Annotated in this window: 21 protein-coding genes; 14 read left to right on the forward strand and 7 right to left on the reverse strand. The window is 64.7% G+C overall.

The window, feature by feature from the left end:
* Positions 1-9: 9 nt before the first annotated feature.
* Positions 10-1320: an ABC transporter substrate-binding protein gene (locus QNN98_RS11840; RefSeq protein ID WP_283997334.1), complete on the reverse strand. Its 1311-nt coding sequence runs from the start codon at positions 1318-1320 to the stop codon at positions 10-12.
* Positions 1321-1460: 140 nt separating this feature from the next.
* Here QNN98_RS11840 and QNN98_RS11845 point away from each other — a divergent pair, with 140 nt between their 5' ends.
* Positions 1461-2501 carry a LacI family DNA-binding transcriptional regulator gene (locus QNN98_RS11845; protein ID WP_283997336.1) on the forward strand — a complete coding sequence of 347 codons (1041 nt, stop codon included), beginning with the start codon at positions 1461-1463 and terminating at the stop codon, positions 2499-2501.
* Positions 2502-2784: 283 nt separating this feature from the next.
* On the opposite strand, the gene QNN98_RS11850 is transcribed toward QNN98_RS11845, so the two are convergent.
* Entirely contained in the window at positions 2785-4209 is a 1425-nt protein-coding gene (locus QNN98_RS11850; protein ID WP_283997338.1) for a DUF222 domain-containing protein, read from the reverse strand.
* Positions 4210-4664: 455 nt separating this feature from the next.
* Here QNN98_RS11850 and QNN98_RS11855 point away from each other — a divergent pair, with 455 nt between their 5' ends.
* Entirely contained in the window at positions 4665-5060 is a 396-nt protein-coding gene (locus QNN98_RS11855) for a hypothetical protein (RefSeq protein ID WP_283997340.1), read from the forward strand.
* 36 nt (positions 5061-5096) lie between these two features.
* Here QNN98_RS11855 and QNN98_RS11860 read toward each other — a convergent pair whose 3' ends face one another.
* Positions 5097-5849 carry a ZIP family metal transporter gene (locus QNN98_RS11860; RefSeq protein WP_227926852.1) on the reverse strand — a complete coding sequence of 251 codons (753 nt, stop codon included), beginning with the start codon at positions 5847-5849 and terminating at the stop codon, positions 5097-5099.
* Between the two features lie 74 nt (positions 5850-5923).
* Positions 5924-6220 carry a hypothetical protein gene (locus tag QNN98_RS11865; RefSeq protein ID WP_227926853.1) on the reverse strand — a complete coding sequence of 99 codons (297 nt, stop codon included), beginning with the start codon at positions 6218-6220 and terminating at the stop codon, positions 5924-5926.
* A gap of 410 nt (positions 6221-6630) precedes the next feature.
* Here QNN98_RS11865 and QNN98_RS11870 point away from each other — a divergent pair, with 410 nt between their 5' ends.
* The gene (locus QNN98_RS11870; protein ID WP_227926854.1) at positions 6631-7455 is read left to right on the forward strand and encodes a glycerophosphodiester phosphodiesterase; all 825 of its coding nucleotides are present in this window, start codon (positions 6631-6633) and stop codon (positions 7453-7455) included.
* On the opposite strand, the gene QNN98_RS11875 is transcribed toward QNN98_RS11870, so the two are convergent.
* A complete protein-coding gene (locus tag QNN98_RS11875) occupies positions 7452-8270 on the reverse strand; it encodes a DeoR/GlpR family DNA-binding transcription regulator (RefSeq protein WP_227926855.1) in 819 nt (272 codons plus the stop codon). The genes QNN98_RS11870 and QNN98_RS11875 overlap by 4 nt on opposite strands.
* 162 nt (positions 8271-8432) lie before the next feature.
* Between QNN98_RS11875 and QNN98_RS11880 the strand changes: the two genes are divergently transcribed.
* The 3 genes from QNN98_RS11880 (at position 8433) to QNN98_RS11890 (ending at position 11358) form a co-directional block, all read left to right on the forward strand.
* The gene (locus tag QNN98_RS11880; RefSeq protein WP_283997345.1) at positions 8433-9410 is read left to right on the forward strand and encodes an N-acetylglucosamine kinase; all 978 of its coding nucleotides are present in this window, start codon (positions 8433-8435) and stop codon (positions 9408-9410) included.
* A gap of 10 nt (positions 9411-9420) precedes the next feature.
* Complete coding sequence (locus QNN98_RS11885) at positions 9421-10359, forward strand: DMT family transporter (RefSeq protein ID WP_283997347.1); 939 nt, start codon at positions 9421-9423, stop codon at positions 10357-10359.
* An 84-nt stretch (positions 10360-10443) separates the two neighbouring features.
* Positions 10444-11358 (forward strand): DUF5996 family protein, encoded by a 915-nt coding sequence (locus tag QNN98_RS11890; RefSeq protein ID WP_227914368.1) that lies wholly within the window; start codon positions 10444-10446, stop codon positions 11356-11358.
* Here the strand turns inward: QNN98_RS11890 and QNN98_RS11895 are convergent.
* Together QNN98_RS11895 and tcuA are read right to left on the reverse strand one after the other, a co-directional pair.
* Positions 11355-12038: a GntR family transcriptional regulator gene (locus QNN98_RS11895; protein WP_227914365.1), complete on the reverse strand. Its 684-nt coding sequence runs from the start codon at positions 12036-12038 to the stop codon at positions 11355-11357. The genes QNN98_RS11890 and QNN98_RS11895 overlap by 4 nt on opposite strands.
* A gap of 135 nt (positions 12039-12173) precedes the next feature.
* On the reverse strand, positions 12174-13652 hold the full coding sequence (tcuA, locus tag QNN98_RS11900; RefSeq protein ID WP_283997352.1) for an FAD-dependent tricarballylate dehydrogenase TcuA: 1479 nt from the start codon (positions 13650-13652) through the stop codon (positions 12174-12176).
* 236 nt (positions 13653-13888) lie between these two features.
* Here tcuA and QNN98_RS11905 point away from each other — a divergent pair, with 236 nt between their 5' ends.
* From QNN98_RS11905 to rbsK, 8 genes are all read left to right on the forward strand, one after another.
* Positions 13889-14869 (forward strand): tripartite tricarboxylate transporter substrate binding protein, encoded by a 981-nt coding sequence (locus QNN98_RS11905; RefSeq protein WP_227914362.1) that lies wholly within the window; start codon positions 13889-13891, stop codon positions 14867-14869.
* Positions 14866-15495 carry a tripartite tricarboxylate transporter TctB family protein gene (locus QNN98_RS11910; protein ID WP_227914360.1) on the forward strand — a complete coding sequence of 210 codons (630 nt, stop codon included), beginning with the start codon at positions 14866-14868 and terminating at the stop codon, positions 15493-15495. Before QNN98_RS11905 ends, QNN98_RS11910 begins: the two co-directional genes overlap by 4 nt.
* Complete coding sequence (locus QNN98_RS11915) at positions 15495-17036, forward strand: tripartite tricarboxylate transporter permease (protein WP_227914358.1); 1542 nt, start codon at positions 15495-15497, stop codon at positions 17034-17036. Before QNN98_RS11910 ends, QNN98_RS11915 begins: the two co-directional genes overlap by 1 nt.
* A gap of 156 nt (positions 17037-17192) precedes the next feature.
* Positions 17193-18146, forward strand: coding sequence for a sugar-binding transcriptional regulator (locus QNN98_RS11920; protein ID WP_283997356.1), 954 nt, complete (start codon positions 17193-17195; stop codon positions 18144-18146).
* Positions 18147-18245: 99 nt separating this feature from the next.
* The gene (deoC, locus tag QNN98_RS11925) at positions 18246-18902 is read left to right on the forward strand and encodes a deoxyribose-phosphate aldolase (RefSeq protein ID WP_227914353.1); all 657 of its coding nucleotides are present in this window, start codon (positions 18246-18248) and stop codon (positions 18900-18902) included.
* Positions 18902-20257, forward strand: coding sequence for an L-fucose:H+ symporter permease (fucP, locus tag QNN98_RS11930; RefSeq protein ID WP_227926861.1), 1356 nt, complete (start codon positions 18902-18904; stop codon positions 20255-20257). The genes deoC and fucP overlap by 1 nt, the downstream gene beginning before the upstream one ends.
* Entirely contained in the window at positions 20244-21263 is a 1020-nt protein-coding gene (locus QNN98_RS11935; protein WP_283997359.1) for an aldose 1-epimerase family protein, read from the forward strand. Before fucP ends, QNN98_RS11935 begins: the two co-directional genes overlap by 14 nt.
* A 4-nt stretch (positions 21264-21267) precedes the next feature.
* Entirely contained in the window at positions 21268-22200 is a 933-nt protein-coding gene (gene rbsK / locus QNN98_RS11940) for a ribokinase (RefSeq protein WP_283997361.1), read from the forward strand.
* Positions 22201-22593: the final 393 nt, after the last annotated feature.

The following is a 22593-nucleotide window of genomic DNA, read 5'->3' on the forward strand; positions in this document are numbered from 1 at the left end:
TGCCCCGGTTTACTTCTTCAGGGACTGCATGGCCGAAATGAAACCGTCTTCGTCGATGCTTCCGGCGAAGAAATCGGCCACGGCGCTATGGATGGTGGGGGTGGCGGCCGGCGGATAGGCCTGGTCCCAGGAGAGCTGGAAGTTCGGGGCGTCCTGCACCAGCTCGAACTGGTAGCGGGCATACTCCGGGTTGGTCGCCTGGTCCAGGAACTGCTCGGTGCTGGTGGTGGTGGGCAGGTTGCCGGTGGCCATCTGCGCCTGGACGAATTCATCCGAGTACATCAGTTTCAGGAAGTCCCGCACGGTGTCCGGGTACCGGGTGTCCTTGAGGACGGAATAGTAGTTGTTGGTGTTGCCCACCAGATTGGCGGCGTCGCCCTTCCCGCCCTCAATCTCGGGGAACGTGCTCCAGCCCAAGTTGGTGGCCACGAAGTCAGGGTTGGTGTCCCGGATGGTGGAGTACTCCCAGGAGCCCATCAGTTCGAAGCCGGCCTGTCCGCCTGCCAGCAGCGCGGGGGAGCCGCCGTCGGTGAACTTCACGGACTGGAAGTTGGTGCCGAAGGCGCCGGAATCCACCAGGTCGCGGAGCTTGCCCAGGGCTTCCCGGCTCTCTTCGGAGTCCCACACGCTGGTGTCGCCGTCGAGTGCGGTCTGGAAGAGTTCCGGACCTGCCACCCGGTCATAAACGTAGGAGAACCACATCTGGGTGGGCCATTCATCGCCTCCGCCCAGGGCAATGGGCGTCTTGCCGGCTGCCTTGAGCTTGTCGACGGCGGAGAGCAGGTCATCCCACGTCTTCGGGGATTCGGTGATGCCCACAGAGGCGAGGACTTCCTTGTTGTTGAACAGCATGACCGGCTGGGTGCCGCGCATCGGGATGCCGTAGGGAGTGCCGTCCACCGTGGCGACGTCGAACACCGAGGGCAGGAAGGCGTCCTTGAGCTGCGGGTCCTCTTCGATGAAGTCATCCAGCGGCATCAGCAGGTCAGCGTCCACGAAGTTGGAGATGCTGCCTCCGCCCCAGTTGAAGAAGATGTCCGGTGCGGCGTCGGTGCTCATCACCGTCTGGAGCTTCTGCTGGTAGTCGGCGCCGGGGATGGTGTCCAGGACAACCTTTACATCGGAGGTTTCGTTGAAGCGGTCCACCATGGCGGTTTCGACGTCGTTGCTCGCGTCTCCGTAAACGAGGACGTGAACCTCGTTCTCGGGACGGTCTGAGGATGCGGATTCGCCGCCTCCTCCGCAGCCGGCCAGCGTGAGGCCGAGGGCCAGCGTGCTGGCTGCGGCCAGGACCGGGGTCCGTAGCGAGGGCTTGTTCATCTTTGAACACCTTCCGAAAGTTTCGGTATATTGATCGAAAGTTACTTGACGCGGTCAGCATAAGTTGGGCGTAATGTGATGCGCAACACTTTTGGATAAACTGGTTTCCGTTTTTGTATCGCCTCACCGAAGGGCACTTCATGCCGTCATCCGTCCCGCAGAGCCCGGTCACCCTGGCTGATCTGGCTGCGGAAGCCGATGTTTCCCTCTCCACAGTTTCGAAAGTATTGAACGGCAGGTCCGATGTTTCGCGGGCCACCCGGGCGAAAGTGGAGGCGCTGCTGGAGGATCACGGGTACCGGCGGAAGGGAGGAGCGAAGTCGCGGCTGCTCGAGCTGGTGTTCCACGAACTCGAAAGTGCGTGGGCGCTGGAGATCATCCGCGGGGTGGAGAATGTGGCCCGTGAAAAGGGGCTGAGCGTGGTCCTGACCGAAAGCGGTACCCGGCACGCGCCGTCGCCCGAGTGGGTGGAAGGCGTGATTGCCCGCCGGCCGGTCGGCGTCGTGCTGGTGTTCTCCGACCTGGCCCAGGACTCGCGCCGCCAACTCGAAGCACGGTCCATTCCTTTTGTCATCATCGATCCGGCTGGTGACCCGGCGCCGGATGTGCCCTCTGTGGGTTCGGCGAACTGGTCCGGCGGCATGATGGCCACCCGGCACCTGATCGATTTGGGGCACACGCGCATTGCCGCCATTACCGGGCCGGAGGACATGATGTGTTCCCTGGCCCGGATTGACGGCTACAGTTCCGCGCTCAATGCTGCAGCCCTGCCCCTGGACCGGGAGCTGATCCGGTACGGGAACTTCCATGTGGACGGCGGCCGCGACCACGCCTTGGAACTGCTCTCCCTGCCGGACCGGCCCACCGCCATTTTTGCGGGCAGCGACCTGCAGGCGCTCGGGGTGCTCGACGCCGCCCGGCAGCTGGGCATCAGCGTTCCGGAGGAGCTGTCCATTGTTGGGTATGACGACCTGCAGGTGGCGCAGTGGTCCAGCCCGGCGCTGACCACAGTACACCAGCCGCTGATCGAGATGGCCGAGGAAGCAGCTCGGATGGCGGTGAGGTTGTTCGAGGGGGAGCGGCCCAACAACCTGCGACTGGATTTGGCCACGTCACTGGTGGTGCGGCAGAGCACGGCGCCGGTGGCTGCACCGGTCGGGTCGCGGGGAACGGGGAGCTGAGGGCGGAAGGCGGAGGGTGATCCCCGGCCGCTGGGGCACAGGCTTTCAGAAGGGGGCGGGCTCCAACACGTCGCCCGACTCACGCGTTGAGGGTGCAGATCCGAATTCCAGGAAGGGTTCCGTACGATAAACCCGCCCCGTGGGTGAGGTCCACTCGATCACGCCCGGCGTGGGCTGGGAGGCCTTCCAGAAGCCCAGGGTCTTGAAGCGGTGATGCCGGCGGCACAGGTGTTCAAGGTTGCCGTGCTCGGTAGGACCACCTGCCGCCCAGTCGATGGTGTGGTCAATTTCCGTGACGGCGGTGCTGACCCTGCAACCGGGGAACCGGCAGGTCCCGTCCCGGGCGCGTAGCCAGCGGGCCAGTCCGGCGGGGACTTTCCGGCGCTTGCCCACGCCGAGGATTTCGCCGGTCTTCGGATCCTGGGCCAGACCTGTCCCCCCCCGCAGCGTTGCGGGCCAGTCGGCGTGCTTCTTCGGCGCTGATCGGACCGTAGCCGTGGAGCTCAGCCGGCTCCTCGTTGGCACCGAAGAGGGTTTCGGCGTTGATCAGGACCATGATTTCCGCCCGCGGCAGGACCGTTGAGGCGTCGGGATCGGCATCGGCAGGCGCGCTGCCTGCTCCGCCGGCTGCTCGACCGCCTGCACGGTCGGCTGCTCGACCGCCTGCTCCGCTGCCTGCTCCACCGCCTGCTTCGGCGCCCGCTCCACTTCGTGCACCTGACGGGGCTGAGCCGAGGCCGCCCATCAGCAGCTGGGCCAGGACATCGGCGCGCAGCTGGTCCGCAGTCCGGGAGTCACCGGCGGCCTGTTCACCGCGGGCAGCAGTGCTCAAGGCCGTGTAGATCTGCTGGGCTTCCGCGGCCCGCAAATGCGCCGACAGCCACGACATGCCGTCCTCGTCCCGGTCCAGGACGACGCGCCGCTTATCGAAGGCCGTCAGATGCCGCTCAGGAACGGTCTCCGGGTATTTGCGCTCCCTTAGCCGCCTGGCCTTGGCACAGAACTGGCTCCTCGTTACGCCTTCTGCCTTGGTCAGCAGTTCGGACTCGAACCCGGGAAGCTCCGCCGCGGGGATGGTCTCGCACTGGTCGAGCACCACTTGAGCGTGCCCGTAGCTGAGCCGTCCGTCTTCCAATCCGGCCAGGGTGGCGGTATGGGTGCTGCAGAGCCTGTCCGCTTCGAACATCATTCCCTGCGCGGTGGTCTGCGGGACGTTCAAAATAGCTGCGCATTCCGAAGCTGCGAGGCTGAACGCGAGCCCGGCTTCTTCCCGGCCCGCATCCTTGCCGAGACCGGACCGGAAGAGTTCCTCCAGATGGTGGATCAAGCGGGCCTCCTGTGCCTGTGTCCAACGCACCAGATGCACCACGCGGGCCAAAACATCACAGGTGGCCTGTTCGTCAAAGGATTCCAGGTTCTGCAGGGCCAGCACCCCGCTGAAACCGTCCGGAAAACCGGAGTCAAAACCTGGATCTCCGGCAGCGCCTGGATTTCCGGCAGCGCCGGCATAGGCGGTGGTGGAGGCCGCGGCGTCGAAGCCACCGCCGACTTGTCCGGCGTCGTTAACCGCTACATGCAAATCAGCCCGGAAGACTGCGAGTGTGCGCTCCGAGTCGGAGGCACCCGCCTTACCAGCCTGGCCTTTAGCCGACTGGTGTTCAGACCCTGCTTCTTCAGTTATCCGTTCGGTGTTCCCGAGCTGATCCATGCCTCAAGGATTTCATCCGGCACTGACAATTCCGGCCCCAAAAGAGGGTCAAAACGACCTTGTAGGAAACTCCAAATACCCGTCTTTTTGACACCGCTACCTACCCTCCAAAAACTGACCATGTTTCTCCCCGGAGGGCCGCGCTGGAAGGCACACATCGCCGGTTGCCCGGCAACGTTGGCGGCGGGGGTAGGCTCGCCATGGGGGCGACCCGCGACCCGCGACCCGCGACCCGCAGGTGGCAGGGGACGGCTGATTGCTCCGGCTGGTGAGGTAATACAGAAGGAGCATCTTTGAGGTATTCAAACCCCCGTTTCGAGCTAGGGGACGGGCCGTGGGCCTTGGTCCAGCATTCGTATCCGCGCCCGTTGTGGGAATACCGGGTTTTTGAAGAAAACGGCGACTTTATCCGCCGGAGCCCGCAGTTCGCCAGCCGATCGGAAGCGGTCCAAGGAATGGAACGGCTTCGCGGCGAGACGGCCCCAAGTGCCGCTGCCTCCTTCGAGGTCCGGCAACTCACTTCTGCTCACCGGACTGAGGACGGAACACCGCCCACCGGGCAGGAAGCCGTGGCAGAAGTGCGTGACGGCGTTCTTTCGGCAGTCAGGGGGCTTCGTCACGCAGCACTCACCGACGACGATGAGCAGCGGGAGAACGTGGCTGATTGGGTGGAAGCCATGTTTACAGGAATTACCGATGAGCAGTCGCTGCGTCGATCTGCTGCCAAGGCGCTGGAACTGTACCGCGGGGGAGCGGGCGGCTTTGCGGACTACGGCAGCGCTGTCATGGCAGAAGCGGGCCACAACCTCGGGCTGGCCTTGATTCGCGGACGGGACTTTCCGGACACGTGAAACCCGCCCGGCCCTGACGCCACCCCTGCCCGGTACTCAGCCCAAACGGTGAATGGAAAAGGCGACCAGGAACCCGAAGGAAGCAATCAGACCGGTCAGCACGTGGCTCTCTTCGAAAGCCTCGGGAATCATCGTGTCCGCGAGCATGGCCAGGATGGCCCCGGCGGCAATGGCAGTAATGAAGGCGATCAGCTCCACGGGTGCACCCTGCAGGGCAACAAAGCCGAGCAACGACGCCAGCCCGCACAAGATCGCGATACCGCCCCACACGCCGAAAACGTACTTGGCGCTGCGCCCGGAACGCTTCATACCCGCAGTGCTGGAAAGCCCCTCGGGCACGTTGGAAATGAAGACAGCAGCAAGCATGGCCGGGCTGACCGCTGACGCCGTCACCAGCCCCAAACCCAGCACTACGGATTCCGGAATGCCGTCCAGCAGTGCACCCACTGCAATGGCGCCGCCGCTGCCCGGACTGTCCTCCTCGCGGGGGTGCTTGTCCCCGGAACGCTTCCGGTGCCGGGCACCGGCCCGGGCCAGCAGGGTATTGGCCCCCACATACGCCACCGAGCCGGCGAGGAAACCCCAGACGGTGGCCGCGAGGCCGCCGGATTCCACGGCCTCGTCCACCAGCTCAAAGGCCAGGGCGGAAATCAAAACACCGGCGCCGAAAGCCATCACCGAAGAGACGATCTTCGCCGGGATATGCCATTTCCACGCAATGGCGGACCCGATTACCAGCGCCGATCCGGCCACCGTTCCCCACAGCAACGCGTCATACCACGAGCCCAAAGACGTTCCTCTCTCCGTTTACCGAAGATCAGCATACTGATACTTGGGCCAGCAGGTTCCATCTCGCCTCCGGTCTATTCGGCCTCGAAGGCCCGCGCACGGACCAGGGGAACGCGCAGCTTGGACACGGCATCAGACATGAGTTCGGTTCCAACGTCTGAGAAGGACCCCATTCCGCCATAGAGGCCAAGACAATCGGCAGCGCGCTCCCGCAGGTCGCCCGCTTCGGTCACACCCGCAAACAACCCTTCGATCCTTGCGGCCACCCCGGATCGCCAGTCGTCGTTCTCCAGGCGGGCTGCGTCCCGGACAGCGGCAGCGGCTGAAAGGATCTCGTCCCGGATCTCTTCCACCGGCTGCTGGATACTCAACGCCGAAACCTCTGCCGGAGGGGAGAGGATCTCCACCCGGTTTCCGAACGGGTCCTTGCAGTGGAACCGTTCGGCGACGGCGGCTTGGGCACCTCCGTCAGGCCCAGCGCCTCGCCGTAGAAGCGCCGGGCGGAGTCTTCGCCGTCGGCCGGCATTGAAACCTGGACATGGTGTAACCGCATATTTCCCCTGACAGTGCCCGCGAACCCCCAAGCGGGGTGTTCACGCACCGTTAGCCTAGCGTTCGCGACCCCGTAAATCCGGGCAGTTAGCGTGGCACACATACAGCCGTGGCGTTGGGCACGAAGTTCGGCGCCAGGCCCGCGGGAGGCCTAACGTCGAAGTGGACGAGCCACCGTCCGGCGGCGGCTGCAACATCAATGTGCGAAGTGTGACGAGGTACCCCGCAGGTGGCATACAAGACAGGACAGACGGCACTTCAAGGGCACCCTCCGCTGGTGGTGGGGCACCGCGGGAACAGCGGTTCGGCACCCGAAAACACAGCGGCTTCCTTCGCCCGGGCGCGTGCAGCCGGAGCCGACATGATCGAAACCGATGTCCGCCTCACGGCCGACGGCGAGTTGTTCCTTTTCCACGACGAGACCGGCTTCCGCACTACCAACGTGGCGCAGGTCTACCCGTTGCGGGCCGGCGATCCGATCACTTCCTTTACTGCAGGAGAGCTTCGCCGGCTGGATTGCGGAGCGTATTTCGACGCGCAGTACGCCGGAGAGCCGGTGCTCTTCCTCGCCGACCTTCCCGAGGCGGTGGGTTTTGACCTGGGCATCAACCTGGAGATCAAGGCGCCGGCCAGCTCGCCGGGCGTTGAACAGGCCCTTGCCTCAATGCTGGCCGACCATGATGACTGGGTGCGGCTGCGCGAAACCCGGCCGGTGACGGTCAGTTCCTTTGACCCCGCCGCCGTGGGCAAGGCGGCTGACTGCAACCTGCCGGCATGGCAGCTGGTCGACGCCGATCCGGACGCCCTGCTCCTGGACGGGTTGGATCCGCGGACAGCCGGGGTGGTGGCTAATCACCTGTGCCTTACCGACGACGGCGCCGCAGCGGTCCGCGCTGCCGGACTGGGCCTGTGGGTCTACACGGTCAATGCTCCGGCACACAGCGCGAAGGTCCTGGCGCTGGGGGTGGACGCTGTGATTACGGATTACCCGGAAAACCTGCGGACAGTTGTCGGCGGCAGCAGGGAGCAGTCCCTCCTTCCCCTCGCGGGCTAGCGGGCGCGGGCCACAACGTGGACCCTTACACCCGCCCGGGATATCTTCTCCAACGCCGTCGGGTCTGCGGTTTCATCTGTCAGGAAATCGTCGATCTGACGTAGTTCCGCCATTTTCGCCAGGGTCATTTTGCCGACCTTTGATCCGTCGGAAACGACAATAACGCGCTGGGCCGCCTCGACCATCGCCCGGTTGGTCCGGGCCTCCGTGGCGTCATGGGTAGTCACTCCGCCCTCGACGCTGATCCCGTCAGTGCCAAGGACAGCAGTGCCGATGTTCATTGACGCGAAGGCCGATTCGGATAGCGGCCCCACTGCCTCGAGCGAGCTGGCGCGGACGGTACCCCCGGTGATGATGACGTTCAGCCTCGGATTCGCGGCGCAGTCGACGGCAATGGTCAATGCGTTCGTAATGATGGTCAGGTTCGTTCGATAGTGGAGAGCGCGTACGACTTCCTGCGTCGTGGTGCCGCCGCTGACTGCAAGGGCGTGGGGCCCTGATGGAATCATGAGCGCCGCCTGCCGTGCAATAAGGCTTTTGGTCCCCGGCGCCTGGGCGTCCCGCAGCCGCACCGGAATCTCCCTGCTCGAGCCCCTGGCCCTTGCGCCGCCGTGTGTCCTGATCAAGAGCCCCTGTTCATCCAGGGCGGCCAAGTCGCGTCGAAGGGTCGCTTTGGATAGCCCTAATTGCTGGGCGAGACCGTCCAGGGAGGCATAGTGCTCGTTGTGAAGCACGGACAATATCCGGTGCATACGGTTGAGGCGTTTCCTGCTGATGGCATGGGGGCGGAGTTCCTCTATTCCCCGGTCTGACATGGCGGCCGCCTCCCATCCGCGCAAAATTTCTGCTCACTTTAGCACCGGGTATTGATATTTATTGCGCAAAGCGAACACTTTACTCATCGCAGGTACGACGCGGGACGCAAACGCCAAAAGGAGCGGGCCATGCCTGGATTTACTGCGCCTACAGCCACCGGAATGCGTACATATTTAGGTGTTGACGGAGGAGGAACGAAAACAGCGTTTGTCCTGATTGACGCAACCGGCCGAGTACTGGCCGAAGTGGAGCAGCCAAGCTGCTACTACGTGGACGAAGGCATTGAGCTTGTAGCAACAGTTCTGCGCAAAGGCATAGAAGAAATATCCCTGCAATCAGGCATAGCCCCCGCAGACATCACACAGTCATTTTTCGGGCTCCCGGGTTACGGAGAGGTCAGCGGGGATGTGGCGGAACTCCGTGCCATGCCGGAGGGCATTCTGGGATCGTCCCGCTACTCGTGCGACAACGACATGATTTGCGGATGGTCCGGCTCGCTCGCTGCAGCGGACGGCATCAACGTCATCAGCGGGACCGGTTCCATGACCTACGGCGAGCGCGCAGGCCGTACCTATAGGGCAGGAGGGTGGGGCGAGCTGTTCGGGGACGAAGGATCCGCATATTGGATTGCCGTGCGCGGATTGAATGCCTTTTCACGGATGAGCGACGGGCGGAAGCAGCGAAGCGAGCTCTACGACGTGATGCGGGCACGCATGAATATCTCCAACGACCTGGACCTGGTCGGCATTGTCCAAAACGAGTGGCACGGCCGGCGGATGGCAATCGCGGACCTGTCAAAGACGGTGGTCCAGGCCGCGGAATTGGGCGACGGACTTGCCGCGGAAATCATCCGTGACGCGTGCCGTGAACTTGTGCAGATTGTCGACGTCACCGCTATGAACCTCAGCTATTGCGCAGACGAAGCGGTTCCGCTTTCCTATTCCGGCGGAATGTTCGGTTCCGCTTACATGCGGAACATGTTCAGCGATGCGATCGGATTCCGCGCGTTCCGCTACGAACTTCGCACGCCTCTCCTCGGGCCGGGAATTGGGGCTGCCCTGTATGCCGCACGGGCTGCGGGCCAACCGTTGTCCGATCCGGCGCTCGAGAACCTCCAGCAATTGCAACCCACGACCTAAGGACACCACCATGAGGAAAACCCAGTCCTGGATTGTCTACGCTTCGCTCCTGATTCTTTTCTGGGGCGTTTGGGGCGCCTTTTCCGCCTCTCCCACCACGCTCTACGGATATCCGAACGAAATGGTGTACGTGATCTGGTCACTAACCATGATCATTCCGGCGGCGTTTGCCCTCCGCCGGCAGAAATTCGACCGGCGTCCCATGGCGGCTGTATACGGCGTACTTGTGGGGCTGACCGGCGCAGGCGGCCAGCTGCTTCTTTTCGAGGCACTGTCCCGCGGACCGGCATACCTCATCTTTCCGATCATCTCGATCTCCCCGGCCATCACTGTTGTGATGGCGATCGTCTTCCTCCGGGAGAGACTCACCAAGATTGCAGTACTCGGGCTGGTGGCCGTCCTTGCCGCACTGGTCCTCTTCAGCATCTCCAGCGGGGATGACGATGCCAGTGCGGGGACCTGGCTGCTCCTTTCAATCCTGATTTGCGTAGCCTGGGGCGTGCAGGCGTTCTTTATGCGCAAAGCGGCAACCATCGGCGTGAATGACGCGACCACCTTCGCCTGGATGGCAATCACCGGCCTGCTGCTCGCACCTGTTGCACTTGTAGCCGGCGGCGGAATCCCGCTTGATGGCCCGTGGCAGGCACCGGCCCTGACCGCCGCAACCCAGCTGCTCAATGCCGTAGGCGCCCTGTTCCTCGTGATGGCGCTCAGCCGGGGGAAGGCGTCCATCGTTTCACCGGTCACGAATGCGCTGGCGCCGGCACTGACCATTGTTGTATCCCTTGCGGTGTACCAGACGCTGCCTTCCACCTACGGGCTGATTGCCATTGTCCTTGCCTTGGTGGGATCAACCCTTATGGTCTACAGCGACGAGCGCCGCGGCGAGGCCCTCAGCGAGGCCGTCCTGGCAGACGACGCCGAACGCCGGACACCCCTGTCCACGTAATCGCGGCCGTTGACCGTGTCCGGGGGCGGGTTTCACACTAAGAGCAGCAGGTGCGAGGTCCGTCCCCGAGCAGAGGTGCTTCCCATGGACAAGAACTTCCTGAACTATCCCGACTGGCAGGCCACCGCGGATACCCTGCACCTGTTCCTGCAGATGGCCGGCAAGGTGAAAGTGGAACGAAGCTGTCCGGAACCGGAGTGGGCGCACGTACGGATGCCGCTGACGGTGCAGGGTATCGGCACCGGCGTTATCCCCGGTCCGGACACCAACTTCGAGATCTATTTCAACCTGCGTGAGCACCACGTCGATGTGCAGAACACCAATTACATCCGCACCCGGCTGGACCTCACCGACGGGCTCAGCGTGGCAGGCTTCTACCAGCAGCTAATGGATGCCCTTGAGTTCATCGAAGCTCCCACGCCCATCAACACGGAGCCGCAGGAATTCTATGATCCAGTGCCTTTTGATGCCGACACCAAGCATCACAGCTACGACAGGCATGCCGTGGAACTGTTCCTGGACAACCTGCACTTCGCCCAGCGGAGCCTGTCACAGTTCCTGGCACCGGTGCGCGGCAAGGTGCATCTGCCGGCGTACTGGTTCGGCACCATGGACATCTCCGGAGCGATTTACAGCGGCCAGTCCGCTCCCTATCCGGGCAAGGGAGCCATTGCCGCAAACAGCTTCGATGAGCGGTTCTGCGAGTTCGGTTTCTGGCCCGGCGACCCGTCCTCCATCGAACCGGCGTTTTACGTGATGCCCTATCCGTTCCTGTCCAACATCGGCAGCTACGGCAGCATGCTGGCGCCGCCCCAGGCAGAGTTCCTCACCAAGTCCAGCGAATTCATCCTCACCCTCAAGGACGCTTTCTCCACCCCCGATCCCCAGCGTGCGGTGGTGGACTTCTGCCGCACCAGCTTCGACATCCTGCAGCGGATGGATCCGTGGAGCGACATTGAGTGGATCACGGAACCGCTGACCTACGCCCCGCAGCACTAGCGCGTGAACGGCCGGAGCGGTTGACGCAGCGCCCCTTCGCGCAGGAGCTTCAGGCGGATCTGGCGCGCTGTTTCCATGTGTGCACGGGCAATCCGGCGTGCCTCATCCACGTCCTGCCGCTCAATGGCCTCGATCAGGGCCGCATGCTCGGCCAGTGCGGTATCCCAGCGGGTCTCCACGGACAGCGTGGACTGCGGGGCGTGCACCAGGTGCGTGCTGAGCCGCTCCAGCAGATCCGTCAGGACTGGATTGTGCGCACAAGCCCACACCGCCGCGTGGAATTCCAGATTGGTGGTGATCCGCGTGGTGTCATCAGGCTCCGTCAGCTGCCGGTCGCGTTCCAGCAGGGCCTCCAGCCGCATCAGGTCGGTGAACTGCCGCGCGCGGGCTGCCTGTCCGGCCGCTTCTTCTTCGAGCATGATCCGCATGTCATAGATTTGGATGACCTGTGCCGGATCGATTTCGGGCACCTGCAGCCCTCGTGCCACCCGCTCCAGCAGGCGTTCCTGCTGCAGGCGGGAGAGCGCCTCCCGGACCGGAGTCCGGGAGACGCCGAAGCGTTCGGCCAGGGTTACTTCCCGCATGGGCGTACCGGGGCTGTGCACGCCGGAGAGGATCTCACTGCGCAGCGTTGCGAAGATCGCCTCACCGTCAATACGTGCTGATGCTGCTTGGGCCACTGAACGTCCTCGAAGAGATACGGAATATAACCGAAACTGTCGGTCCCAACATTACGCGGTCACACCGGCCCTACGCGGTGACGCCAGCGCGGCGCAGTCAGGCCAGGCCGGCGCAGTCAGGCCAGGCCGGCGCAGTCAGGCCAGCGCGCCGGCCCGGCGGCCGAAGACGCAGCCGGCGGCCAGGCCGGACCCGCCGGGGTAGTTGATGCTGAAGAGTCCGCCCAGCATCTCGCCCGCGGCGAAGAGCCCCGGGATGGCGTTGCCCTCGGTGTCCAGCACCCGACCGGAGGTATCGCCCCGGACCCCGCCGAACGTAAAGGTGATGCCGCAGGTGACACCGAACGCGTAGAACGGCCCGGTTTCCAGCGGATTCGCCCAGTTGCTCTTCACTGGAGCGGTTTGGGCGCCCCGGCCATCGAGCACGTTGGGATCGAACTCCACGCTGCGGTCAATGGAGGAGTTGTAGTCCGCGACGGTTTTCTCCAGCGCTTCGGGGCTGATGCCGGTCTTGGCGGCCAGCTCCGCGATGGTGTCCGCGGTTTCCACGGAGACACCAGGCATGTCGTATTCCTCGGTGCGCAGCATCGGGCGCAGCGCGGCGTCGAATATCTGCCAGGCGACGGACCCGGGCTGGCGGAGGATTTCCTTGCCGTACTTGGCGTAGGTGTAGTTGCGGAAGTCTGCACCTTCGTCCAGGAACCGCTCGCCGTCGCGGTTCACAATGATGCCCAGGGGGTAGCTCTGCCGGGTGAGCCGGTTGGTCAGCTCACGGTTGCTTTCGTTCTCCGGCGTAAAGGCATCCCATTGCACGCTGTGGCAGGTGTTCCAGTCCCCGCCGCGGCCGGCGCCGGCGTCGAGCGCAGCCAGGATCATGTCGCCGGTGTTGTACGGGGTGCCGCGCACCTTCGCGTTCTCCCACCCTTCGCCCAGGTGTTCCCGGCGCAGCTGCGGATCGGATTCAAAGCCGCCGGCGGTGAGGATTACGGACTCGGCTTCGATCCGGTACTCACCAACGGGTCCGCTAACGACGACGCCGGTGACGCGGCCGCCGTCGACCACAAGGCGGGTCGCGGGGCTGGCGTAACGGATGTCAGTGCCCAGCTCCCGGGCCACCCGGACGTGGTCCGCCATCATGCCTTCGCCGCCGCCCACGTTTCCCACGTGCAGCCCGCCCCAGAACAGGTAGCTGCCGTCCGGACGCTCGTAGGCCTGGCGCTCGTACATCAGCCGGTACCTCAGTCCCAGGCCGTTAAGCCAGCGCAGGGTGGACTGGCTTTCGGCGATTAGGACCTCGGTCAGCTCCGGGTCGTTGCGCCCTTCAGTCACCTTGGCCAGGTCCGAGGCGTAGTTTTCTGCGGTGTAAGGCGGCACCACGGTGGAGGCGTGCCGGTCATCGGGTTCCACCAGTCCGGCCAGGTCCGACAGCCCGCCGTGGACAATCCGCGTGGCGCCGGCGGTGTAGAAACTGTTGCCGCCGGAAAGTTCCTCGGCACCCTTCTCCAGGAGGATCACCTTTCGTCCGCGTTCGGCTGCGGCGTGTGCGGCGGTAAACCCGGCGTTGCCGCCGCCCACCACCACTACTTCGGTCCTGACGGTCTCCGGAACTTCTGTCATGATGCACTCCTGGTTGCTGTTGCATACAACTGTATACATTCAATCTGCGAACGGGGAAGAGTCTACGCAGATTCCCTACCCGATCCAACGGCGGCGAAATATTGAGGCACATCTTCCTTTTGTTACCGGAGCCGCGTTTGGGACTAGAGTGATGCAGGTCACTTCGGGTATAGCTGTATTGCATTGTGTACAACGCGCCCCACCCCCTCCGACAACGAAGTAATGGAACGGGAAACATGAAAAAGACCATTCGCACCGGGCTTTTTGCCCTGGTCGTAGCCGTGGTCACGGTGCTGGCGTTCGTCAACGCAGCAGCATCCGGCGGCACGGCAACCGCACGCAGCAAACTCACGCTCATCGCTCCGGCCGCCCCCGGAGGCGGCTGGGACGGGTTTGCCCGCGAGGCGCAGCAGGCGCTCCGCAGCAACGGCGTGGTGAACAATCCGCAGGTAGTCAACGTGCCCGGCGCCGGCGGCACCATCGGCCTGAGCCAGTTTGTCCAGACCCCGGGGCGCGAAGACGCGCTGCTGGTCACCGGAGGCGTGATGGTGGGGGCCATCGAACTGGCGGACAATCCCGAGTCCATGGCCGACGTCGTGCCCATCGCCCGCCTCGCGGACGATTACGCCGTGCTGGTGGTCCCGGCCGACTCCGAAATCCAGACCCTGGCCGACTTCCTCGACGCGTGGAAGGCGAACCCGGGCGCCAACTCGATAGGCGGCGGGTCCCTGGGATCCATCGACCACCTGCTCAGCGGGCTGCTGGCCCAAAAGAGCGGCATTGATCCCCGGGACGTGAACTATGTGGCGTACTCCGGCGGCGGCGAAGCCCTGACCTCCCTGCTGTCCCACACCACCGTGGCCGGCATGTCCGGCTACAACGAGGTGGCGGACCAGATCGAAGCCGGCACCCTCCGGGCACTGGCCATCTCCTCGGAGGAACGGCTCGACGGCGTTGATGTGCCCACCTTCATGGAGCAGGGAGTGGACGTGTCCATGTCCAACTGGCGCGGCGTCGTCGCAGCCCCCGGTATCTCGGACGAGGCGAAGGCCGAGTTCATCGCCATCATCACCGAAATGCGCGACTCCGAGGAATGGAAGGACACGCTGGAACGCAACAGCTGGACGGACAGCTTTGCCACCGGCGAGGAATTCGAAGCCTTCATCGAAGAAGAAGTTTCCACGGCACAGTCAATCGTGAAGGAGCTGGGACTATGAGCCTCGCCCAGGACAAACCGGCACCCGTGCAGCAGTCCACCAACCGGCGCGGCGGCGCACTGGAAGGCCGCAGCGAACTGATTGTCGTAGCGGTCCTCTACGCCATAGCCGTCTTCCTGGCGGTCGGCACCGCCACCATGAACGTGCAGGGCAGTGCAACACCCGGGCCGCAGTTCTTCCCCATCCTGGTCTGCGTGGCCCTGTTCGCCGTCGCCACCGCCCTGGCGATCTCGATAATCCGCCGTCCCGTCATCCCCGACACCCGGATCCACCCCGGCCGCGGCAACTTCTCCGGCGCCATGCTGGACGACCTTTCCGGCGAGCACGAATTCGCCGCCGAACACCCCGCAGCAGGGGAGGGGCAGCGGAACTGGAAAACCTACTCCGACTGGCGCACCGTGGGCCTGGTGGTGGGCGGCGTGGTGGTCTTTACCGCGGCACTGAACATCCTGGGCTGGATCCTCAGCGCCGCGTTCCTGTTCTGGGTGATCTGCTACGCCATGGGCAGCAAGCGCCCCGGCTTTGACGTGGGGGTATCCCTGCTCTTCGCCTCTGCCGTGCAGCTGGCCTTCAGCGCCGGCCTCGGCCTCAACCTGCCCTCCGGCTTCCTGGGAGGGATGCTCTGATGGATCAGCTCGCACTGCTTTTTGAAGGGTTCGCCCACGCGCTGACCCCCGTAAACCTGCTCTGGGTGCTTATAGGCGCGGTGCTGGGCACCGCCGTCGGCGTCCTGCCCGGCCTCGGCTCCGCCATGGCGGTGGCCCTGCTGCTGCCGGTGACCTTCTCCCTGGAGCCCACCGCGGCGTTCATTATGTTCGCCGGCATCTACTTCGGCGGACTGTTTGGTGATTCCACGGCAGGCATCCTGCTGAACACGCCGGGCAACTCCTCAGCCATTGCCTCCACCTTCGAGGGCCACCGGATGGCTAAGAACGGACACGCCGCCAAGGCGCTGGCCACCGCGGCCATCGGCGCCTTCATCGGCGGCCTGATCGCCACCACGCTGGTGGTGTTCTTCGCCCCCACGCTGGTGAAGCTGGCCACCGTGTTCGGGCCGGCCGAATACTTCGCGCTGGCCGTCTTCGCGTTCCTGGCCATCTCCGCGGTGGTCTCCGAATCCGTGATCCGCGGCGTGGCTGCCCTGGGCATCGGCCTGGCCCTGGCGCTGGTGGGCATCGATGGCCCCAGCGGCACCGCCCGGTTCACCCTCGGCATGCCGCAGCTGTTTGACGGGATCTCTGTCATTGTCATCACCGTGGGCCTGCTCGCGCTGGGTGAAGTCTTCCATGTGGCCTCGCGGATCCACCGCGACCCCGTCGCCACCCGGATCGAGTCCGGCGGCAACGCCCGGATCAACTTCAAGGACTTCCGCAAGGCACTGCCGTCCTGGCTGCGCGGCACCGCGTTCGGAGCACCCTTCGGGCTGATCCCGGCCGGCGGCGCCGAAGTCCCCACCTTCCTGGCCTACGGCACCGAAAAGCAGCTCGCCAAGCGCCGGAAGGACCCGGAGTTCGGCACCACCGGCTCCATCAAGGGGCTGGCCGCACCGGAAGCGGCATCCAACGCCACCGCGGGTACCGCCATGGGTGCGCTGCTGGCCCTGGGCCTGCCGACGTCGGCCACCGCTGCCATCATGCTGGCCGCCTTCCAGCAGTACGGCATGCAGCCCGGCCCGCTGCTGTTCGAACGGAGTGGGGACCTGGTCTGGGCGCTGCTGGCTTCGCTGTTCATCGGCCTGGTGATGCTGCTGATCATCAACCTGCCGTTCGCCAGCGTGTGGGCCAAGCTGCTGAGCATTCCCCGGCACTACCTCTACGCCGGCATCACCGTGTTTTCGGTGCTGGGCGTCTACGCGGTGAGTTCCTCCCTGATCGACCTCTGGCTGCTCATCGGCATCGGCCTGGTCGGCTTCATGATGCGCCGCTACGGCATTCCGTTGGCACCGTTGCTAATCGCCGTCATCCTGGGTCCGATGGCGGAAACGGAACTGCGGCGCGCCCTGGCTGTATCCGAGGGGGACCTCGGCATCCTGGTGGGCAGTCCCATCACCGTCACGCTCTACCTGGTGCTGGTCGCGGCACTGGTAGTCAGCGCCCTGCAGCACCTGCGCCACCGCCGCAATGACCGTCGGGTTCCCGACGCCGAACCGGAGCACGAAACGGTGTAGCGCCGGCACGAAAGGACGTCATCCGACCAACCGGTTTCACCGGACAGGGCCGGCCGCGGAATCCACCCGCGGCCGGCCCTGTTGTGTGACTGGCGTCGCAAGATGGAACAATCACCTATGCGACTCATGGGGAGAAGCGACAAGGGGGTCACTTTGATGGACGCACGCGAGAACCAGGCGCTGGACGCGGTCAAGCTCTACTACGAAGCGGGGCTGTCCCAGAGCGAGGTGGCCGAGCGCCTGGGCCTGTCCAGGCCCACGGTGTCCAAGCTCATCCAGTACGGCAAGGACCGCGGATACGTCAGCATCCGCATCCACGATCCGCGGGAAGCGGAGTCCTCCCTCGCCGCAGAGCTGCGCGAGGTGTTCGGGCTCCGGGACGTCCGCCTCGCCGTCGTGCCCGAAAACGGAACGGACCTGGTGGGCCAGCTCGGGAAGGTGGGCGCCGCCGTGCTGGCCGAAAACGTGAACGACGGCGACACGGTGGGCGTGACTTGGGGGCAGACCATGTATTCGGTGGCCCGGAACCTCAGCCGGCAGGAGCGCAGCGGCGTGGAAATCATCCAGCTCAAGGGCGGGGTGTCCTACACCACCCGGGTGACCAATGACTTTGAAACCATCACGCTCTTCTGTAATGCCTTCGGTGCTTTTGCCCGCACCCTGCCGCTGCCGGTGATTTTCGACAGCGTGGAGGTCAAACGGCTGGTCGAGGCGGAGAAACACATTCAACGCGTCATCGAAATGGGCCGGGATGCCGACGTCGCGGTCTTCACCGTGGGCGCCATCCGCGCCGACGCCATGTTGTTCAACCTGGGCTACCTCAGCGAGACCGAGAAGGCCGGCATCGCAGCCCGTGCCGTCGGGGATATCTGCTCCCGGTTTATCGACGACGACGGCAACGCCTGCGTGCCGCAGCTGGACGAGCGGACGGTCGGGATCACGCTGGGGGACCTGCGCGGAATCCGCACCCGGCTGCTTGTGGCCGGGGGAGAGGACAAGGTGGCCGCCATCGAGGCGGCGCTGCGGTCCGGCTACGCCACGCACCTGGTGATCGACGCCGCTACGGCAGGGCAGGTGCTGCGCGCCACCCAGCAGCGGGCGGCTTCCTAGCGGGCCGTTTCGACGGGCTGCACACATGTAAAAGAGCAATTTGACATGTGTTCCGAGCCACTTCTACAGTGAGTGAACACCCTCAATGAGGAGGCTCACATGTCGAAGATTTCGCAGCTCATCGATCACACCCTGCTTGCCCCGACGGCAACCGCAACGCAGATCGAAACCCTTGTCCAGGAAGCCGTTGAACACGAGTTCAAGACGGTGTGCGTCAACCCGGCATGGGTTGGCCTGGCCAGCCGCGCCGCCCAGGGCACACCGGTAGGCATCTGCACCGTGGTCGGTTTCCCGCTGGGGGCATCCACCACCGCCGTCAAGGTTTTCGAAACCACCGACGCCATCGCCAACGGCGCGGACGAAGTGGACATGGTCATCAACATCGGCTGGGCACTCGCCGGTGCCTGGGACGACGTCGAAGCGGAGATCCGCGCCGTCGTCGAGGCCGCACGGGGCAAGGCCCTGGTCAAGGTCATCCTGGAAACCTGCCTGCTCGACGCCGAGCAGACCGAGGAAGCATCCCGCTGCAGCGTTGCCGCGGGTGCAGACTTCGTGAAGACCTCCACCGGCTTCTCCAAGCACGGCGCCACCGTGGAAGCGGTCCGCATCATGCGCGAAACGGTTGGACCGGACCTTGGCGTGAAGGCTTCCGGCGGCGTCCGCACCGCCGAGGACCTGGCCCGCATGGTGGAAGCAGGCGCCACCCGCATCGGTGCTTCCGCCGGCGCAAGCATCCTCGCAGGCAGCACCATCTGATGCTCTTCAAGACCTCCGCCGTCCAGCAGCCGGACGGCTACCTCAGCCGTATCCCGTGGTTCCAGTTCCTGCTCATTTCGCTCTGCTTTCCGATGTGGGGCGCCGCTGCCAGCCTGAACGACATCCTCATTACGCAGTTCAAGTCCGTGTTCACCCTCTCGGACCTGGCCACCGCGTTTGTCCAGTCGGCGTTCTACGGCGGCTACTTCATCATCGCCATTCCGGCCTCACGGATCATCCGCCGTTTCACCTACAAGACCGGCATCCTGATCGGCCTGGGCGTTTACATCCTGGGCTGCGCGGCGTTTTTCCCGGCCTCGCACATGGCCACCTACAGCATGTTCCTGGTGGCGCTGTTCGCCATTGCCATTGGCCTCAGCTTCCTGGAGACGGCCTGCAACACGTACTCCACCCTGCTTGGTCCCAAGCCCACCTCCACGTGGCGCCTGAACGTCTCCCAGACCTTCACCCCCATCGGCTCCATCCTGGGCATCCTGCTGGGCAAGTACCTGGTCTTCACCGACGGGGACAAGCTGGAAAGCCAGATGGCCACCATGTCGGCGGACGAGAAGGTTGCCTTCAGCGCGGACATGCTGCAGCGCACCCTGATGCCGTACAAATACATCATCATGATCCTCGTGGTCGTGTTCATTGTGGTGGCCCTGACTAAGTTCCCGCACTGCAAGCCGCTGCGCGACAAGACCCATGAAGCAACCGCGCGGATCGGCGAGACGCTGGCCTACCTGGCCCGGAACAAGGAATTCCTGCGCGGTATCTTCGCCCAGTTCATGTACGTGGGCATGCAGACCGCCGTTTGGTCCTTCACCATCCGGCTGGCCCTGAACCTGGACGATTCGCTCAACGAACGCAGCGCGACCAACTACATGTTCTTCGCCTTCATCGCGTTCTTCCTGGGCAAGGTTGTTGCCAACTTCCTGATTACCCGCTTCGACGTCAATGCGGTCCTGATGGGCTTCGCCGTCCTCGGCAGCCTGGCCCTCGTCTACGTGATCCTGGTTCCGAACATCACCGCCGTCTGGGCCGCCATCCTGGTCTCCGGCCTCTTCGGACCCTGCTGGGCCACCATCTTCGGCCGCACCCTGGACACCATCACGGACAAACGGCACACCGAAACCGGCGGCGCCGTGCTGGTCATGGCCATTGTCGGCGGCGCGGTCATCCCCGTCGTCCAGGGCCTGGCCTCGGACCTGACCGACTCGCTGCAGATCTCCTTCGTGGTCTCCCTGGTCTGCTTCCTGGTGGTCTTTATGCACTTCCGCCACCTGCGCCGCAGCGAAGCCCGCACCGGCGTCGCCGGCACCCCGGAAAGGAATCCCGAGCATGTATCGCATTAACCTGGACCGGAGTTCCTTCTCCGCCGTCAAAGCAACCCTGGTGGAGTCCGCGGAGTTCACGGTCACCGCGTTCCGCTATCCCAGCGGCGTCGAATCCGTCACCGTGGCAAACTCCCGCGGCCGGGTCGAGGTCCTGCCGTTCCTGGGCCAGATGGTCTGGGACGCGGAGTTCGACGGCGTGAGCCTGCGGATGGACTCGCCCTTCCGGCAGCCCTATCCCGCCACGCTCGTCGAGGACACCTACGGCTGCTTCGCCTTCCACTCCGGACTGCTTGCCGCCGGCTGCCCCGCACCCGAAGACTCCCACCCGCTGCACGGGGAGTTCCCATGCGCGGATTTTGACGAAGCGTGGCTGGAAATCACCGGCGATTCCGTGGCCGTCTCCGGACGTTACGAATACGTCAAGGGATTCGGGAACCATTACGAGGCCGTTCCCGCTGTCCGGCTGACCGCCGGTTCGGCCATGTTCGACATCGACCTGTCCGTGACCAACCTGTCCGCGGCCCGCACCATGCCGCTGCAGTACATGTGCCACATGAACTACGCCTACTCGGACGGGGCCCGCATGACGCAGTCCCTGCCCGACGGCGCGTTCCGGCTGCGGGAAACCGTCCCGGCACACGTATTCCCGACGCCGGAGTGGACGGTCCTGAACGAGGCCATCCGCACCGGGAAGGTTCCCGCCGACGTGGTGGACGCTTCACAGGGCTACGACCCGGAAATCGTGTTCCTCGCGGATAACCTGCCCGCAGGGGACGAGCTGGAATTCCGGCTGGAGCGCACCGACGGCGTCACGTTCTGCACCCGGTTCTCCGGCGCCCAGTTCCCAGTGGCCACCCGCTGGCTGCTGCACAACCCGGACCAGAAAGTGGCCTCGTTTGTCCTGCCCGGCACCTCGCGGCCCGAAGGCTTCCTGGCAGCCAAGGCCGCAGGGACACTAATTGAACTGGCACCCGGAGCCACCCGCTCCTTCCACGTCAGCACCGGCATCAAAGAGAAGGCATAGCCCCATGGATATTGCAGTAATCGGTTCCAACATGGTGGACCTGGTGTCCTACCTCAGCCGGATGCCGGACGAAGGGGAAACCGTTGAGGCCCGGGACTTCGCCATGGGCTGCGGCGGCAAGGGAGCCAACCAGGCGATGGCCGCCGCCCGCATGGGTTCCTCGGTGCTGATGCTGACCCGGGTGGGCAACGACGCCTTCGCCGAAACCACCCGGCGCAACTTCGAGGCCAACGGGATCGACACCACCTACGTGCTGGACACGGACGCCACCAGCGGCGTCGCGCCCATCTTCGTGGATGACAACTCCCGCAACTCGATTGTCATTGCCAAGGGCGCCAACGCCTTCCTGACGGCGGCGGACATCGAGGACGCCGCCGAGGCCATTGCGCAGTGCAAACTGATGGTGCTGCAGCTGGAAGTGAACCTGGAGACCGTCTACGCCGCCATCGACTTCGGGAACCGGCACGGCATCCCTGTGCTGCTCAACCCGGCACCGGCCAGCCCGGACCTGGACTTCGCCCAGGTAGCCCGGTGCGACTACTTCGTCCCGAATGAAACCGAACTGGCACTGCTCACCGGCATGCCGGTGCAGACGCTGGAAGAAGTGCAGGCTGCAGCGCAGACCATCCTGGACCGCGGGGTGAAGAACGTCATTGTCACCATGGGCTCGCGCGGAGTGCTGTGGCTGTCCGCCGCCGGTTCCACCTTGGTGGAAGGCCGCACCGTGGCCGCGTTGGACACCACGGGGGCAGGGGATGCGTTCATCGGCTGCTTCAGCCACTGCCTGGTGGAAACGGGAGACGTTCCGCGTTCCCTGGCCACAGCGAATGCCTACGCCGCGGATTCGGTCACCCGCCGCGGGACGCAGACTTCCTACGCCACGCGCGAGCAGTTCGAGCAGGGCCTGAAGCAGGGCCGGGCGGACACCGCGGCCTGAGCCGACCCAACAGCTTGGCCGCAGCGGTCCCCCCACCGCCGCGGTCCGGAAGAGGCTGCTGCGGGCCGGAACCGATCCCCTTCGGTGCCGGCCGCGGCAGCCTTTTGCGTTGCGATGCCGGCAGGTTGACGGGCTGGCAGGTTGGCGGGCCGGCAGCCTGCGGGAACAGCCGCGGGAACAGCCTGCACCCCACCCGGACGGTTTGAGAAGGCAAAAATTACCGCCGTCGGGCTCGAAAAGGCAGAATTTACTGTTTTCCCGCCTAAAAACCGTAAATTGTGCATTCTCGTTCGGGCGCGGCTGGGGCCGCTCCGCTTACCGCCCCAAGCAGCAGGGGGCGGGGCGCTGCGGGCACCCGCCCCGCCCGCTGCGGGGCCGGGCGGCCGCACCGCC

Origin of the sequence: Arthrobacter sp. zg-Y1143, from assembly GCF_030125565.1 — a bacterium.
Classification (GTDB): Bacteria; Actinomycetota; Actinomycetes; order Actinomycetales; family Micrococcaceae; genus Arthrobacter_B.